Annotated in this window: 15 protein-coding genes; 6 read left to right on the forward strand and 9 right to left on the reverse strand. The window is 55.4% G+C overall.

Annotated elements, in window-relative coordinates:
* The first annotated feature begins 82 nt into the window (after positions 1 to 82).
* Entirely contained in the window at positions 83 to 916 is an 834-nt protein-coding gene (locus tag TH468_RS05925) for a sulfite exporter TauE/SafE family protein (protein WP_037988410.1), read from the forward strand.
* A gap of 113 nt (positions 917 to 1029) precedes the next feature.
* Positions 1030 to 1701, forward strand: coding sequence for a FadR/GntR family transcriptional regulator (locus TH468_RS05930; protein ID WP_085642641.1), 672 nt, complete (start codon positions 1030 to 1032; stop codon positions 1699 to 1701).
* 19 nt (positions 1702 to 1720) lie between these two features.
* Here TH468_RS05930 and TH468_RS05935 read toward each other — a convergent pair whose 3' ends face one another.
* The 5 genes from TH468_RS05935 to TH468_RS05955 all read right to left on the reverse strand — a co-directional run bounded on the left by TH468_RS05935 (position 1721) and on the right by TH468_RS05955 (position 6674).
* Positions 1721 to 2476 carry an aspartate/glutamate racemase family protein gene (locus tag TH468_RS05935; protein WP_085642642.1) on the reverse strand — a complete coding sequence of 252 codons (756 nt, stop codon included), beginning with the start codon at positions 2474 to 2476 and terminating at the stop codon, positions 1721 to 1723.
* Positions 2473 to 3300 carry an ABC transporter permease gene (locus TH468_RS05940; protein ID WP_062950324.1) on the reverse strand — a complete coding sequence of 276 codons (828 nt, stop codon included), beginning with the start codon at positions 3298 to 3300 and terminating at the stop codon, positions 2473 to 2475. The genes TH468_RS05935 and TH468_RS05940 overlap by 4 nt, the downstream gene beginning before the upstream one ends.
* Before the next feature lies 1 nt (position 3301).
* Positions 3302 to 4147, reverse strand: a complete 846-nt coding sequence (locus TH468_RS05945) for an ABC transporter permease (protein ID WP_223304904.1) — start codon at positions 4145 to 4147, stop codon at positions 3302 to 3304.
* 97 nt (positions 4148 to 4244) lie between these two features.
* Positions 4245 to 5561, reverse strand: coding sequence for a PotD/PotF family extracellular solute-binding protein (locus TH468_RS05950; protein ID WP_062950322.1), 1317 nt, complete (start codon positions 5559 to 5561; stop codon positions 4245 to 4247).
* Between the two features lie 27 nt (positions 5562 to 5588).
* The gene (locus tag TH468_RS05955; protein WP_037988293.1) at positions 5589 to 6674 is read right to left on the reverse strand and encodes an ABC transporter ATP-binding protein; all 1086 of its coding nucleotides are present in this window, start codon (positions 6672 to 6674) and stop codon (positions 5589 to 5591) included.
* 314 nt (positions 6675 to 6988) lie between these two features.
* Between TH468_RS05955 and TH468_RS05965 the strand changes: the two genes are divergently transcribed.
* Complete coding sequence (locus tag TH468_RS05965; RefSeq protein WP_085642644.1) at positions 6989 to 7720, forward strand: GntR family transcriptional regulator; 732 nt, start codon at positions 6989 to 6991, stop codon at positions 7718 to 7720.
* A gap of 117 nt (positions 7721 to 7837) precedes the next feature.
* Here TH468_RS05965 and TH468_RS05970 read toward each other — a convergent pair whose 3' ends face one another.
* Positions 7838 to 8296: a hypothetical protein gene (locus tag TH468_RS05970; protein ID WP_085642645.1), complete on the reverse strand. Its 459-nt coding sequence runs from the start codon at positions 8294 to 8296 to the stop codon at positions 7838 to 7840.
* 649 nt (positions 8297 to 8945) lie between these two features.
* Between TH468_RS05970 and TH468_RS05985 the strand changes: the two genes are divergently transcribed.
* On the forward strand, positions 8946 to 10523 hold the full coding sequence (locus tag TH468_RS05985) for an aldehyde dehydrogenase (NADP(+)) (protein ID WP_062960476.1): 1578 nt from the start codon (positions 8946 to 8948) through the stop codon (positions 10521 to 10523).
* Positions 10524 to 11476: 953 nt separating this feature from the next.
* Here the strand turns inward: TH468_RS05985 and TH468_RS05990 are convergent.
* Entirely contained in the window at positions 11477 to 11926 is a 450-nt protein-coding gene (locus TH468_RS05990) for a PaaI family thioesterase (RefSeq protein WP_085642648.1), read from the reverse strand.
* Positions 11927 to 12159: 233 nt separating this feature from the next.
* Between TH468_RS05990 and TH468_RS21590 the strand changes: the two genes are divergently transcribed.
* Together TH468_RS21590 and TH468_RS05995 are read left to right on the forward strand one after the other, a co-directional pair.
* The gene (locus TH468_RS21590) at positions 12160 to 12336 is read left to right on the forward strand and encodes a hypothetical protein (RefSeq protein WP_156484574.1); all 177 of its coding nucleotides are present in this window, start codon (positions 12160 to 12162) and stop codon (positions 12334 to 12336) included.
* A 100-nt stretch (positions 12337 to 12436) separates the two neighbouring features.
* Entirely contained in the window at positions 12437 to 13369 is a 933-nt protein-coding gene (locus tag TH468_RS05995; RefSeq protein ID WP_085642649.1) for a LysR family transcriptional regulator, read from the forward strand.
* 15 nt (positions 13370 to 13384) lie between these two features.
* On the opposite strand, the gene TH468_RS06000 is transcribed toward TH468_RS05995, so the two are convergent.
* Both TH468_RS06000 and TH468_RS06005 read right to left on the reverse strand, forming a co-directional pair.
* On the reverse strand, positions 13385 to 14191 hold the full coding sequence (locus TH468_RS06000) for a CbiX/SirB N-terminal domain-containing protein (RefSeq protein WP_246832228.1): 807 nt from the start codon (positions 14189 to 14191) through the stop codon (positions 13385 to 13387).
* A gap of 73 nt (positions 14192 to 14264) precedes the next feature.
* A complete protein-coding gene (locus TH468_RS06005) occupies positions 14265 to 15176 on the reverse strand; it encodes a LysR family transcriptional regulator (protein WP_062950304.1) in 912 nt (303 codons plus the stop codon).
* Positions 15177 to 15293 lie beyond the last annotated feature (117 nt).

Genomic DNA, 15293 nt, shown 5'->3' on the forward strand with positions numbered 1-15293 from the left:
CGCAAAACATTTGCCAACTACGACCAATCAGAGTTAGTACCAATACACCTAGATAGTCATTATTGGTTTGGATTGGTTCATCATGATTGAAATCGAAGGCACCATGAGCCTGTACCTGCTGTGGGGTGCAGCAATGCTGTTTGCCGGCATCGTTGGCGGCATCATGGCCGGGCTTCTGGGCGTCGGCGGCGGCATCGTCATTGTGCCGGTGCTGTATCATTTCCTGACCACCATGGGCGTTGATGAAAGCCTGCGCATGCAGGTCGCGGTTGCCACCTCCTTAACAACCATTATCGCCACCGCGATTTCATCAACCCGAAGCCATTACAAAAAGGGCTCGGTCGATATCGCCCTGCTCAAACACTGGGGACCGGCAATTGTCGTCGGTGTCCTGATTGGCACCGCGATTGGCGGCTTTGCCGATGGCAGGGTTCTGACCATCGTGTTTGCCGTCGTGGCCCTGCTGGTTGCGGCCAATATGATTCTGGTCCGGGATCGCGAAACCGATACCCAGAAAAACCCGCCCAAATCCGTCTGGGCGATACTGGGTGTCATCGCGGGCAGCCTGTCGGCCATGATGGGTATCGGCGGCGGCACGATCTGCGTACCGGTATTAAGCTTCCTTGGATATGACATCCGCCGCGCGGTGGGCACATCGGCCGCAATCGGCCTGATCATCGCCCTGCCCGGCACGATTGGCTATGCCATGTCCGGCATCGGTGTGGACGGGCGTCCACCCTTCTCGCTGGGCTATGTAAACGTTCTGGCCGCGGCCCTTCTGATCCCGATGACGGTTCTTTTCGCACCGGTCGGCGCACGCATCGCACATTCCATCCCAAGGCGCGCCCTTCGCATCTGTTTTGGCCTGTTTCTGGCCATCACGTCATTGCGCATGTTCTATGATCTGATTTCCTGATATCTGATTGGGATTGATGCTGTTCCGGACCGATGAAACCGCAAGGGTGCAAAACGCGGGCAACGAGCCGGAACAGATAAGATTTAAACGTCCAGATAACGATAAAAAAAGCCATGAATGACATAGCAACCCAGGGGTTGGCAGAAAAGCTGAGAACAAGCTTCGCCGCGGGAGAATTCGTCAAGAACGGGCGCGTCATCGCCGAGCGCGAACTGGCCGAACAGCTTGATGTCGGGCGTCGTGCGCTGCGCAAGGCACTGGATCAGCTCGAAGCTGATGGCCTGATCTGGCGCCGTCAGGGCCAGGGCACCTTTGTCGGCACCCCACCCACACCACGCCTGCGCAAGCTCGAAGGTCTGGCTACCCGAACAAGCCCGTTTGAAATCATGGAAGTCCGCCAGGAGATCGAGCCCTCGATGGCCCGGTTTGCCGCCCTGCGCGCCTCGCAGGCTGATATCGACACCATGCGCACCATGATCGAAAACGCCGCCAAGGCCCAAAATCAGGGCGAATATGAAAAATGGGATGCGGCCTTTCATCAGAAACTGGCCGAAAGTGTCCGCAACACCCTGTTTCTGGCAGTGTTCGAAGCCGTCAGTGCCGTCCGGCGCGAAGCCGCATGGGCGCGCATGCGCGAAAGCAGCCATTCGGATCGCCTGATCAATGACCTAAGCGCCCAGCATCGCGAAATCGTCGATGCCATAGAACAGCGCGACCCCAAACGCGCAGAAGACGCCATGCGGCGTCATCTGGTTCAGGTCGAACAGGCCTTAAAGCAAATCTGACCGAAAATCTGATCCGTGATTACGCCACCGGGGCAAACTCGGCAAATATCCCGTCATAGGATTTGACCGGCGGGCTGGCATAGGCCCCCGCCTTGCTGGTCTGAAGCCCAAGCATCCCCATCGCCTCGATCAGCTTGACCGCCGCACTCACCCCGTCAATCACCGGTACGCCAAGCTCGGCCTGCAAACGATCGGCAATATCGGTCATCCCGGCACAGCCCAGCACAATCGCCTCGGCACCATCTTCGGCAAGGCAGTTTTCCGCCGACGTTTTCAACGCCAGATAGGCCATATCCGCATTTTCACCCTCGAAATCCAGTGTCCGGACACCCGCCGCCCGCACCACACATTGCGACGACGCCCCGTATTTCGACACCAGATGTTCAAGCGGACGCACCGATACCGCCATCGGGGTGACGATGGCAAAGCGCGATGCAACGATGGCCGCAAACCTAAGTGCCGCCTCGCATAACCCCATCACCGGCGCCTTGGTCAGGCAGCGCGCGGCATCAACACCGGTATCATCAAAACACGCCACGACATATCCGCTGATCTTCCCGCCCGATGCCCCGTCTGCCTCAAGCCCGCGCATCGCCGCAAGCAACCCGACACTGGCAAACGCCTCGTCATAATAGCCTTCAATACTGGCCGGGCCGAATTGCGGATTAAGCGCCAAAACCTCGGTCCCCGCTGCGACAATACGGCGCGCCTGCATACCAACCTTCTCGGTAAACCCGACCGACATATTGGGATTGATAACCGCGATCCGGGTCATGCCTTTTGCCCCTTGCGATGCCGCAGGATCAGGACCGAACCAAGCGCTATGGCAATCACCACAAACGAAAAGCCCGTCGTCACCGTGCCCAGCGCATAAAGCACTGGCGTCGTCACATTGGTTGTCATCCCGTAAATCTCAAGCGGCAGGGTATTAAGCGCGCCCGCCGTCATCAGGGTCCGGGCAAATTCGTCATAGGACAGGGTAAAAGAAAACATCGCGACACCAATCAGGCTGGGGGCCACCATCGGCAGAACAATATGCCAGATGGTCTGCCAACTGCTCGCCCCCAGATCGCGTGCCGCTTCCTCATAGGACGGATCAAACCGGTTAAACACCGCGAACATGATCAGAAGCCCGAACGGGAAGGTCCATGTCAGATGCGCGCCAAGGGCCGATGTAAACCATTGCGGTTGCCAGCTCACGATATTGAACAGCAATCCGATGCCAAGCGAAATCAGGATCGACGGCACGATCAGGCTGGCAATCGCCAGATAGAAAATCACGCTGTCCCCCTTGAACCGCTTGCGAAACGCAAGCCCCGCCATAAAGGACACCAGAACCGTCACCACCATGACAATCAGGCCAAGTTTAAGGGATCGCAGGAACGACCCGCCAAAATCCCCGACCGCCTGCTGTTCAAACAGGTTGCCGAACCAATGGACCGAAAACCCATTCATCGGGAAGGTCAGACCGCCATTCTCACCCTGAAATGACAGGATAAAGATCGTCAGCATCGGCCCATACAGGAACAGCACAAACAGCGCAAAGAAAGCCGCCAGAAAATAGAAGCTTGTCGGACGCTTTTCACGGGTCTTCGCCATCTCAAAGCTCCTTCCTGATATCGACCATGCGAAGCAACGCCGTCACGATCAAAAGTACGGTCACCAGAAGAACCACCGCACTGGCCGCCGCCGCCGGATATTGCAGCAACCCGATTTCATTGGAAATCTGAAGCCCGACCGACGCACTCTGCCCGCCGCTCATCAAACGCACCGTGATGAAATCACCCATCACGACCGTGATGACAAAGATCGAACCGATTGCAATTCCGGGCTTCGATAGCGGCACAATGACGTGGCGCAGGGTTTCAAACCCCGATGCCCCGGCATCACGGGCGGCCTCGATCAGGGAACGGTCAATGCGCATCATCGAATTGAAAATCGGCACGACCATAAACAGGGTGTAAAGATGCACATCCGCCAGAACGACCGCAAAATCCGAAAACAGCAGGAATTCAAGCGGTTCATCCACAATACCCAGCCCCATCAGGGCCGAATTCAAAAGCCCGTTGCGCCCCAAAAACGGAATCCACGAAATCATGCGAATGATGTTCGATGTCCAGAACGGGATCGTGCACAACATGAACAGAACAATCTGCCATGTCAGGCTGCGCACATGGAACGCCAGGAAATAGGCAACCGTAAACCCGATCAGAAGGGTAAAGCCCCAGGTCAACGCGGCATATTTGAATGTATTAAGGTAAATCTGCCAGGTTACCGATGACCCCAGCAGGTATTTGTAATTTTCAAAAATGAAGTCGGGCAGAATGCGGTATTCGTCATAGTCCCAGAAACTGACGACAATAATCGTCAGCAACGGCACGACCAGAAAGATCGCAAAGATCAGCGCCATCGGCGAGATCAGGAAATACGACGATCGCTTGGACATATCAAACGCCATTGTCTGCCCTTTGAACCGGAAAAATCATCAAGGAAATCAGGATATCGGGCGCAACCGAAGCTGCGCCCGACCGAATTGAAACGCCTTATGCGGCGATGAATTCGTTCCACTTGCGGACCATGTGCTTGTTCTCGTCCATGACAGAGTTCCAGCACGCAACCGATCCCATGCGTTCCTCGTACGAGCCGCCATCGCGAACCGCACCGGCCTTTTCCATGACCTTGCCATCCGGGCTAAGGATATCGCCCTGGGCTTCCTTGCCTTCCATCCAGAAGCCCCATTCGTCTTCGGACATGAATTTCTGTGCGGTTGCCGGGGCGGCGCTGTAATAACCCTGACGGTTAAGATACGCCCCGACCCAGCCCGACAGGTACCAGTCGATATATTCATACGCCGCCTCAAGTTCGAGGCCGGTAAGGTGCTTGGCCAAACCAATGCCGCCACCCCATGCACGATACCCTTCCTTAAGCGGCTGGTATTTGCACGCAATGCCCTTGGACCGAACGGCGGCAACCGCCGGTGACCACATCGACTGGATCACGACTTCGCCCGATGCCATCAGGTTGACCGACTCATCGAAGCTCTTCCAGAAGGCGCGGAACTGACCGGCTTTCTTGGCATCGATCATGATCGCAATCGTCTTGTCGATTTCTTCCTGGGTCATGTTGCCCTTGTCACCATAGGTGACTTCGCCCATGGCTTCGCAAACCATGGCCGCATCCATGATCCCGATGGACGGAATATTCAGGATCGATGCCTTGCCCTTGAATGCCGGATCAAGCAAATCGGCCCAGCTATTGATCGGGCGTTCGATCAGGTCCGGGCGAATGCCCAGCGTATCGGCATTGTAAATCGTCGGAACAAGGGTCATCCACTGGGTCGGTGCAGATGCAAATTCAACGCTGTCGGCACCTTCGACGAAGCCAACCGTGTGCGGTGCCGTGCCCTGTGCGATCTCGGAATCCGGGGTCAGTTTGCCGTCGATGAACAGCTTGGAGATATACTGATAGTTTTTAAGCTTGGTGGTATCCATCGGCTGCATGGTGCCCGCCGGGAAAACCTTCTTACAGATCCAGTATTCGATATCGGCAATATCAAACGATTTCGGCTGGGTGACCGCACGCTGCGCAACCGCATCGGAATCAAGGGCCGTCATCTGAAGCGTGAAGCCAAGGTCTTCCTTAACCTTGTCGGCCACCGCGTTGATGTTTGAAACACCCGTGCCGAACTGGCGCAACGTCACATCCTTGATGTTCTGCGCCCAGATGGTCGGGAAACCGGTGATCGCACCTGAACCAATCGCGACACCGGCAGTCGCAGCCGCCCCTTTAACAAAACCGCGGCGGGTGACTTCCTTGGTGGAAAGCAGGTTTTTCGTCGTTTTGGAATTGTCGGTCGTCATGTGAAGCTCCTGATAAATGATGTTTTTTTAGGCCAGAACATGCGCGTGTTCGGGTTTCCAGTAGGCGATGAACTTTTCCTTCCGGCGCACGGGCGCCTGCCGAAATTCGCTTTCGGTCTTCATCAGGGTGATTTCCTTGCCGTCATTGGTCGTCGCCACAATCCGCACCCAAAGGCCGAGATACTCGACCGTTGTGATTTCGACGGGAATCTGACCATTTTCGGCATCACCGGGCGCTGTTTCACCCAGTCCGATCAGGTCGGTACGAATTGTGAATTCAAGATCCTCGCCCGTGGCACCATCGCCATATCCGGGCAGGAAGAAACTATCGGGGCCACGGGTCAGAAGGGTTCCCGCCGGGCTGCTTTCCGAAACCGTTCCCTTGAAGATATTCTGACCGCCCATGAAATTGGCGATGAAGCGCGAACGCGGCTTGTTGAATATTTCCTCGGGCGTGCCTTTCTGGCGAATGACACCGTCTTCCATCACAACAACCATGTCCGAAAGCGCAAGCGCCTCATCCTGGGCATGGGTGACATGGACAAACGTGATGCCAAGCTCCTGCTGAAGGCGGCGCAATTCATCACGCATCCGCGCCCGCAGGAACGGATCAAGGGCCGAAAGCGGCTCGTCCAGCAACAGGACGGAGGGCTGCGTGATTAGTGCACGCGCAAGCGCAATGCGCTGCTGCTGCCCACCCGAAAGCTGATCGGGCTTGCGATCCGCAAACTTTTCCATATGGACACGCGCCAGCATTTCCTTGGCCCGTTCATTGCGCTCTGCCGGGGAAATGCCCTGCATCCGCAGGCCGAACGCGACATTTTCCATGCAGGTCATGTGCGGGAACAATGCATAATTCTGGAACATCATGGCCGTGCCGCGCTTGACCGGCGGAAGCTCGGTCACATTGCGATCCCCGATCAGAAGATCACCTTCGCTGATCACCTCATGCCCGGCGATCATGCGCAATGTCGTGGTTTTGCCGCAGCCGGATGGACCAATCAGGCAGCAATAGGCCCCTGCCGGTATCTTGAGGTCGATCGATTTGACTGCGATGGTACTGCCGTAATGCTTACTGACAGCGATCAACTCAATGGCCCCGTTACCCTTCATGCGCCCACCCGTTACTGCATGCAAAATTGTTAACAATCCATATTTTGATTGTAGGCAAATTGCATGCCACTTTCAGGATCGGCAGTTTTGCGGGACGTTTACCCAAAACCATAGGGCGATGAAACCCGCCAATGCCCGATTCATACGCAACTTGTGCGCAATTTTTGCACAGCAGCATTCTTTTGATTAAACTGAGGGCAACGCCGTTGCGACTCATTCAAAACGATTGCCGCATTTTTTTGTTTTGCAGATCGTCAACAATTTTGTAGAAAAGAATTGACCCCTCGAATGAACAACCGGAAAGATGCGCCGCGATGGCCAACCCCGCACAGCCCACACCCTATAAAGGCAGCGGTAAACTTCGCCCGGAAGAATTGATCTATCAGGAAATGCTGGGCGCCATTCTTGACCGGCGGCTGGAACCGGGCATGAAACTGATCGAAGAGGATCTTGCCAAAACATTCTCGGTCAGCCGGGCGCGCATCCGGGCCACCTTTTTACAGCTCGCCCATGACAAGCTGATCAATCTGGTCCCCAATCGCGGGGCCTTCATCGCCGAACCGACCATTGACGAGGCCATCGAAGTCTTTTCGGCCCGCCGGATGATCGAGGACGGCGTGGTTCGTAAAATCGCCGCCAAGATGACGCCCGACCGCGCAAGCCAGATCCGCGAACATCTGGAACGCGAACATCAGGCCCATCACGCCGGCGATCATCGCGCCGCGATCATTCTTTCCGGGGAATTCCACCTTTTGCTGGCCCGCCTTGCCGACAATCTGGTGATCGAGGAATTTCTGGAACGTCTGATCCTGCGCAGTTCCCTGATCATTGCAATGTATGAAAGCCCGCAACCGGTGGATTGCTCTCACTCGGAACATGAAACGCTGTTAAACGCCCTTCTGGGTGGTGATCCGGACGCAGCCGCCGCTGAAATGGCCAAACACCTTGATGCCATTCGCGACCGGTTGCAGCTTCAACGCCCCAAACCGGCCAAAACCGATTTCGCCAGCATCTTTGGCCGAAATCCCAAATCAGTCGCCAGCTAAACCGACCCGTTATCAGTCGGGATTTTCCAGTTACCGCCCTACAGTTGTCTCTTGTGGTATTAAATACCTTACACCACAAGAGACAACTGCAGTTCTGCATGCGAAGTATGGACTTTATTACTCTCTACGAAGCATTAAACGGCAAGCTATTTGCTGATCTCCCCATCGCGTCGCAAAAGTCTCTGAAACAACAAACCAACTCTCATCATTACCGGCACCGTGATTCGCTCCCATGCAAGAACATTGGCATTCATGTCCTTGCGCATTCCAACATGCAGGGGCACATTTTTCTTGCTCACGATAGGGCTGAATTACATAGAGCTTGCCATATCTTTCAAGGGAACGTTCTACTAAATCATTGAACCATGCCTTGGGCACTTCCCAGTAATTACCATTGGCCACCCATGTTGGTGAATTACTTCTGCCGTTTTGCAACCATAATCGATTGCTTTTTGAAAAAGGTAACCGCAAACGCAAGCGTTGGCCTTTTCCTCCCCGACGCAAAATTACGGGAATATTACCCTGATTCCAAATTTCTCTGAGTTTTAGCTCATTTTTATCTATATCGGATGCCATTCACTTACGAACCTGATGTTCTGAACGCGGCTTATTTATAGATAATTATATTTGGTATTTTTCAGACAATAGTCAATATTTCTTGATCACAAACACAAAAGCCCGTCTGACTAATTTCAACAGGAAGACAGACGGGTTCAGAAGATCATGTTTACAAGTTATTTTACTCACTATCTGGTTTTGACTCCTCTTTCTCTTCCTGCTCCTTTCACCAATCTGCATAGTTCTTGGCATCAACAAATAGCAGCATTAACCCCACGATATTGAGACTTGATATCTTCATAGCTGTACGGGGCTGTATGATCATCTTTGGAAGCCTGATCTTCTGATGATTGAGCGTAAGCATCAGCCCCCCGACCAAACGGCAGTCTTTCACTGCCATGTCCGCCGCGGGCACACACGCCCGTAGCTTTCTCTGGCCAATTATAATTGTATAAATTATCCAATAGTGCTTAACTGTTTGAATCTTTACTGGCGGCTGCCGACGGCATTTTTGTCATATAATATGATATTTACATCCCATCCCCGATTTCTTAAGCTGCCGCCGAATAAAACCGCGTAAATCGGGCGTTGCAGGATTACCGAGATCCACCGCCCAACCCTTTGCACGGTATCATCATACAAACACGCCAACCCCACAGGAGGCTCCATGCTGAATGGACAGCACTATATTGCAGGCGAATGGCTGAACGGTCCGGATGTGTTTCAGGCCGACAACCCGTCGACCGGCGAAAAACTGCCAACAAAGTTCCAGCACGGCACCGAGGAACTGGTGGATCAGGCGGTTCAGGCGGCAAATGCCTGTGCCGAAGAATTTGCGGCGATGCTCCCGGCCAAACGCGCGGCCTTCCTGCGCGCGATTGCCGATGAAATCGATGCACGCGGCGATGAAATCACCGAAATCGGCAATCTCGAATCAGCCCTGCCCGCGGCACGCCTGACCGGCGAGCGCGGCCGCACCGTGGGTCAGTTGCGCTTCTTTGCCGACTGGATCGAAGAAGGATCATGGTTCGAAGCCCGCATTGAAACCGCCCAGCCAGATCGTCAGCCCCTGCCAAAGCCCGACATCCGCGTCATGCATAAGGCACTTGGCCCGGTTGGTGTTTTCGGCGCGTCTAACTTCCCGCTGGCATTTTCGACCGCGGGCGGTGACACCGCATCGGCACTGGCCGCCGGTTGCCCGGTCGTGTTCAAGGGCCACGCTGCCCACCCCGGCACGTCCGAAGTCGTTGCCAAGGCCATCGAAGCCGCGGTTAAAAAAACCGGCATGCCCAAAGGCGTGTTCAGCCTGATCCATGGCGGCACCCGCAAGGTCGGTCAGGCACTGGTTGCCCATCCGCTGATCAAGGCGGTTGGCTTCACCGGTTCGACCGGTGGCGGTCGTGCACTGTTTGATATTGCCGTCTCCCGCCCGGAACCAATCCCGTTCTATGGCGAACTCGGCAGCAACAACCCGGTCTTCCTGATGCCCAAAGCCATGGGTGCCAAGGCCGTTGAAATCGCCAAGGGCTGGGTCGGATCGCTCACCATGGGTGTTGGCCAGTTCTGCACCAATCCGGGTCTGTTGATCGCACTCAAAGGTGCCGACCTTGATGCCTTTGTCGAAACCGCTGCCGCCGAACTCGGTCAGGTTGGCGGTGCTGCCATGCTGACCGACCGCGTTTCAAGCGCCTATCATCATGTCACCGACGCCATGGCCGGTCACGCCAAGGTAACCTGCGCGCTTAAACGCCGCGACAGCGACGGCCCGTTCGAAGGCAGCCCGGCGATCTTCCGCACCACCGCTGCCGACTGGCAGGCCAACCCGGAACTGGCCGAGGAAATGTTCGGCCCGGCTGGCATCATTGTCGAATGCGACACGCCCGAAGAAATGGTTGCCCTGTCGGCAACCCTGATCGGGCAGTTGACCGCGACCATCCATATGATTGACGCCGATGCCGAACTGGCCGGGAAACTGCGCCCCGCCCTTGAAAAATGTGCTGGCCGCATCCTGATCAATGGCTGGCCGACCGGGGTCGAAGTCTGTCATTCCATGGTCCATGGCGGACCCTATCCGGCAAGCACGGATTCCCGTGCAACATCGGTCGGGTCGCTCGCGATCAAACGTTTCATCCGCCCGGTCTCCTATCAGGCCTTCCCGGACGCATTGCTGCCCGAAGCCCTCAAGGACGCGAACCCGCTCAACATCCCGCGCCTTGTAAACGGCAAATGGCAGATGCCGAAATAATCCCGGCCATATCCATCAATCAGCCAAGGGCGCGTCATAATGGCGCGCCCTTTTGCGTTGAGCGGCAGAAAGATCAGGCAAGTCCCTCTGCCTGATAACCGGTCACGAAACGGTTGAGGACGCCCGGATCATCCCAAAGACAATGGCAGGACAGGAACGCCAGCCTCCGAAAGCACGGCAACAGGGGTGACTTTCCCGCAAACAGACCCAATGCCCTGCCCGAACAAAAGCGCACCTCCAACAGCCCGACCAATAAGCGGCTCATAGACGGCCCGATGCCGTCCCTGCTGCCTCTTCCAGCAAATCCTCCACAGCGACTTCCGGCGATGCAGAACTTCCGGCAATACTGGACAAATCTCGGACCTCCACCAGCCCCGCCAACAGTCGGACCACTGACCGCCCACGGCCTCGCTGCCTGCTCCGGCTCTTCCGGCAACGCCACGACCACCGAGCCCGGACAAACTTCGGGCGTTCGTCATTTTCACCAGCAGACGGATTTCGGGCGCACTGCCCCCAACCTGTCCACCACCGACGGGCCACAAATCACTGCTGCCACTGCTGCCATTGCTGCCACTTTCGGCAAATTCGGGGTCGCTTCCCCGATAAGACGCACCTCTCCCGTCATGATAAATAAGGGTGTTAAAAGCGTGTTAGAACCGGCGCGGAACACCGCCGTAATGGCTCCGCCATCCGCCGCCCCATATCCTGCGGATTGCCCCGCTGCCCTGCCTCAATCTTTGCCCTTGCATCCTGCCCCCCTCTTCGATCCGGCCCCAAACGCAAAAAACCGCGAGGCGCACAAGGCGCTTCACGGGTTTTGGTCCGGGTGCATTTCTCCCGTTGACTTGACTCTTATGACATAATTAAAAGAACAAATCAAGAACTTTTTGAAAAAGCTTTACATAGCGTCAAAGGCCGCGCCCCTACGGGGCCGTCCTGTATTTTCATAAACCCTATGCGTCGCGCGGCACCCCGTTCGGGTCCTCGCTGCCGCGATGGTATTTGAAGGTGCCGGTCGCGATTGCGATCACCTCGCCCGCCGCGTTATAGGCGGTGGCTTCGGTAAAGACGATCTTGCGCCCGCCACCCTGTTTGCGCCCCTCAACCCGCACCGTGCCACCAGTTGCCATGCCAATGAAATTAGTCGTGAGTGACAGGGTCAGCGATTTGCGGACATTCCCCGGAACAGCGCAGTAACAGACGGCACAGCCCGACGCCGTATCCATCAGGGTTGCAATCACGCCACCATGCAGGATACCCGCACGATTGCGGTGATGATCCCTGATTTCAAGCTCGACCACCGCACGGTCTTCTTCCCATTCAACAACCTGATAGCCCAGATAAGCCTGAAGCCCGCTACCATGCGCCTGTTCCCAGGCAAGATTGTCATCCACATCACTCATGTTGCCGACCTCTGGTAAATCCTGTTTGGTAAGCTATAGCAGATAAATCCAACATTTTGGACCATGCGCGTTTGGTAATATATTGTGCATTGCGATATAAATTAATCATTTAATATCAATTAGTTATATCTATCGTTCTCCAAACAAGAACGGGATAGCGGTGAAACGAGAATAGTGGGTTCAAACGGCGTCTGGTACATCTGAAATCACCCCAGACGCAAAGGAACCTAACCATGGCAACGCTTGCACTTAAAGACACCACCACCATCGAACGCGAAGTTCGCGTCAACTGGTTCACCAACCTTGTTCATGCGCTTCAGGTCGCCGTGATCATGAAAGCGTCGAAAGCACGCACCCATGATGAACTGATGACCGAGTGGAACAATGCATGGCGTCAGGTCGAGGGCTAATTCGCCCTCTCTGACCCTGCGGGTTTGAGGATTGGCATCCAAAAGATGCTGTCAATTCATCGCCCTTGACGGTTTCAACCAAACAACCGAAAACGGTTGAATGCAAAAGTTTGATATCGTCACGATCCGGTTGTTTGTCGCCATTGTGCGCGCCGGAAGCATCAATGAAGCCGCCCGGCGCGAACATATCGCGACATCGGCTGTAAGTCGCCGCATCGGCGAACTTGAAGCCATGCTTGGCGTCAAGCTGCTGCGCCGTTTGCCGCGCGGTGTCGAACCGACGGAAGAAGGTGCGATTTTCGCGCGCTACGGCGAAAAGCTGCTGGGTGATCTTAATCACCTGTCAAACGAGCTGCGCGATTTCAATACCGGCGAAAAGGGCAAGATCTATCTTGCTGCCGTGACCTCGGCCATTCTCACCGGACTGCCTGCTTTTCTGGCCGATTTTCAACGTGATTTTCCCGATGTGACCGTCGATGTCCGTGAACTGACATCGCGCGAGTCATCTGATGCGGTGCGCGAAGGCCGTGCCGATCTGGCGATCATGGCCGATAACGGCCCCTGTCAGGGACTTTCAAGCCACGTCTTTTGCGACGACCCGATCTGGGTCGTGACCCCCAAGGGCCATCCGCTCATCCCCGATCCATCCAATCCGGCCCCGGTTACCTTTGCCGAAGCCGCAAAATACGACATCATTTCCCTGCATGAAGGCGGTGTGATTGATGATCTGATCAGCGACGCGGCAGGAAAACTGCATCACGATATGCATCCGCATATCAAGGTCATGCGTTTTGGATCCTTGCGCCAGATGATCGCCGCCGGACTTGGCATCGGCTTCCTGCGGCAAAGCTCGGTTGCCGGTTACATTGATCACATGAATATTTCCGGCGCACCGATTGCCGATAACTGGGCCAAACGCCAGTTGCTAATCGTGCATGACGGCGAAGATACCCTGACCAGTTCGGCAAAAATATTCCGCGATTATCTGCTTAAAAAGGCATCCGAAACCAAGGTCAAACCGGGTCTTGGCTGAACGGGTCGCGTGACCTTAAATCAGGCCTGCGCCGTTCTCGACCCGGCTTTTGGCAATCGGGCGATGCAGCCCCTTTGATCGATCAGGCCTATGGCGCACAAACCTTGCTGCCTCTGCCAAAATCAGATCAGGCAATTCCGCCCATTCGCCAATCGGAGCGAGTATTTCAATCGTCTCGCCCGGTTGTGCAGCAATCATTTCCGGTAAATCCGTGCAGGCATGCATGCCACCGCCTGCGAGCATCGGCACAATCAGCGCATGCTTGCGCGACCCGATTGTTCGCCAGTCCCGCAGTGACGGATCGCCTTCGATATTGCCAATGCAAATCTCGCTTCCGGCGCAGACGCTGCAAAGTTCTTTGGCAAATCTGACGGTTTCCGGCAGTGGCTCGGTCAGGGTTTTCAGACCATGCGGCACCAGAAATACCGATGTTTCCGATCCATCCCAGCCGCGCCGCAACAGGGCGGCCTGAACATGGCGGGCAACCATGGCCGTAAAACCCGGCAGGTTGATTGCAGGCGGCAGGATAACCGCACGATCAAGTCCGGCATCGCGCAAATTGCGCGGCAGTTCCTCAAAAACCAGATATCCTTCGCTGAAAAACAACGGAAAGACGATCAGATCGTCTGCCTCGTGATCGCGCTTCAGCTTTGCCAGTTGATCAGGAACCGACGGTGTACTGCGCATATAGCCATGGCGTACCGGCCCTGCCCAATGATCACGCACGGCATCCGCCAGCGCCACCGCAGGATCGCCGCCATTGCCGCTGTTACCATGTGACACCATCATCAGGGTCGGCATGCCAAAACTCGTCATATCCATGTACCACCAGGGCCTGATCAAAACCTAATATCTGGTACGTGGACTGCAAGGGTTCGGATTTCCCGCCCCTTCTTTATTGCACCAGATCCCAGTGGGGCTGACCGCCAAAACGGTCATAAATAAAATCGACCAAAAGCCGGATACGTGCCGATAATTGTCGGCTGGGCGGATAAAGCAGATACAGAAACAGTTCCGGCGGGCTGTAATCACACAAAACACTGACCAGATTGCCACTTTGCAAATCCGGCCCGGCAATGAAGGTTGGCAATAATGCCAGACCCAGATCGGCAAGTGCTGCATCGCGCAGAACTTCGGCATTGTTGCAGCAGAAAACGCCATTCACCTGCACGGAAACCGGCCCGTCCGGACCGTTCATCTTCCAGCTCGAACCGGCTGGCAGGCTGCCGTAATGCAGGCATGGCAAAGTCGCAAGATCACGCGGAGATTCCGGTTCGCCATGCTTTCGGATGAAGTCCGGTGAAGCACACAAAACCCGGTTCATCGGAATGATTTCATGATCAATCAGTGCCAGTGTTTCACTGGGCTGACTGATCCGCACAGTCATGTCATACCCGTCCGCGACCGGGTCGATAAAACGGTCCGATAGGGCAAGTTCGACCCGGATGTCAGGATATTGCCGGGCAAAATCAACCAGTGCAGGCCCCAGATGCAGCGTGCCAAATGACATCGGCGCATTGATGCGCATATCACCCGATGGCGTTTCGCGGTTTTCGCGAATGGCTTCTTCTGCTTCATGCAAATCGGCAAGCACGGCTTTGGCCCGGTCATAAAAAGCCCGGCCGCTTGGCGTGACGGCAACCTGACGCGTCGTGCGGTTCAGAAGCTGCACCCCCAAATCTTCCTCAAGCGCAATGACCGCCCGGTTAACCTGGGACCGTGATTGACCAATCGCACGTGCCGCCGCAGCAAAACTGCCTTCATCGACAACTTTTACAAAGGTTTGCAAGCTTCCAAGCTTGTCCATCCAAGGGCTCCGCTATGCCTATATCTGTTCTATTGTCGCTGATTATGCGACAGTATGCACATTATTACGATAATTGTCACTTTTTGCGAAAAGCGTATTCTGGCTCCAACAAACGAC

The sequence above is a fragment of the Thalassospira sp. MCCC 1A03138 genome, assembly GCF_002115785.1.
GTDB lineage: Bacteria > Pseudomonadota > Alphaproteobacteria > Rhodospirillales > Thalassospiraceae > Thalassospira.

What these genes read in the sequence shown, in the direction of transcription:
- TH468_RS05925 (WP_037988410.1), top strand. Translation starts at nt 83, where the DNA reads ATGATTGAAATCGAAGGCACCATGAGCCTGTACCTGCTGTGGGGTGCA.
- TH468_RS05930 (WP_085642641.1), top strand. Translation starts at nt 1,030, where the DNA reads ATGAATGACATAGCAACCCAGGGGTTGGCAGAAAAGCTGAGAACAAGC.
- TH468_RS05935 (WP_085642642.1), bottom strand. Translation starts at nt 2,476, where the DNA reads ATGACCCGGATCGCGGTTATCAATCCCAATATGTCGGTCGGGTTTACC.
- TH468_RS05940 (WP_062950324.1), bottom strand. Translation starts at nt 3,300, where the DNA reads ATGGCGAAGACCCGTGAAAAGCGTCCGACAAGCTTCTATTTTCTGGCG.
- TH468_RS05945 (WP_223304904.1), bottom strand. Translation starts at nt 4,147, where the DNA reads ATGTCCAAGCGATCGTCGTATTTCCTGATCTCGCCGATGGCGCTGATC.
- TH468_RS05950 (WP_062950322.1), bottom strand. Translation starts at nt 5,561, where the DNA reads ATGACGACCGACAATTCCAAAACGACGAAAAACCTGCTTTCCACCAAG.
- TH468_RS05955 (WP_037988293.1), bottom strand. Translation starts at nt 6,674, where the DNA reads ATGAAGGGTAACGGGGCCATTGAGTTGATCGCTGTCAGTAAGCATTAC.
- TH468_RS05965 (WP_085642644.1), top strand. Translation starts at nt 6,989, where the DNA reads ATGGCCAACCCCGCACAGCCCACACCCTATAAAGGCAGCGGTAAACTT.
- TH468_RS05970 (WP_085642645.1), bottom strand. Translation starts at nt 8,296, where the DNA reads ATGGCATCCGATATAGATAAAAATGAGCTAAAACTCAGAGAAATTTGG.
- TH468_RS05985 (WP_062960476.1), top strand. Translation starts at nt 8,946, where the DNA reads ATGCTGAATGGACAGCACTATATTGCAGGCGAATGGCTGAACGGTCCG.
- TH468_RS05990 (WP_085642648.1), bottom strand. Translation starts at nt 11,926, where the DNA reads ATGAGTGATGTGGATGACAATCTTGCCTGGGAACAGGCGCATGGTAGC.
- TH468_RS21590 (WP_156484574.1), top strand. Translation starts at nt 12,160, where the DNA reads ATGGCAACGCTTGCACTTAAAGACACCACCACCATCGAACGCGAAGTT.
- TH468_RS05995 (WP_085642649.1), top strand. Translation starts at nt 12,437, where the DNA reads ATGCAAAAGTTTGATATCGTCACGATCCGGTTGTTTGTCGCCATTGTG.
- TH468_RS06000 (WP_246832228.1), bottom strand. Translation starts at nt 14,191, where the DNA reads ATGGATATGACGAGTTTTGGCATGCCGACCCTGATGATGGTGTCACAT.
- TH468_RS06005 (WP_062950304.1), bottom strand. Translation starts at nt 15,176, where the DNA reads ATGGACAAGCTTGGAAGCTTGCAAACCTTTGTAAAAGTTGTCGATGAA.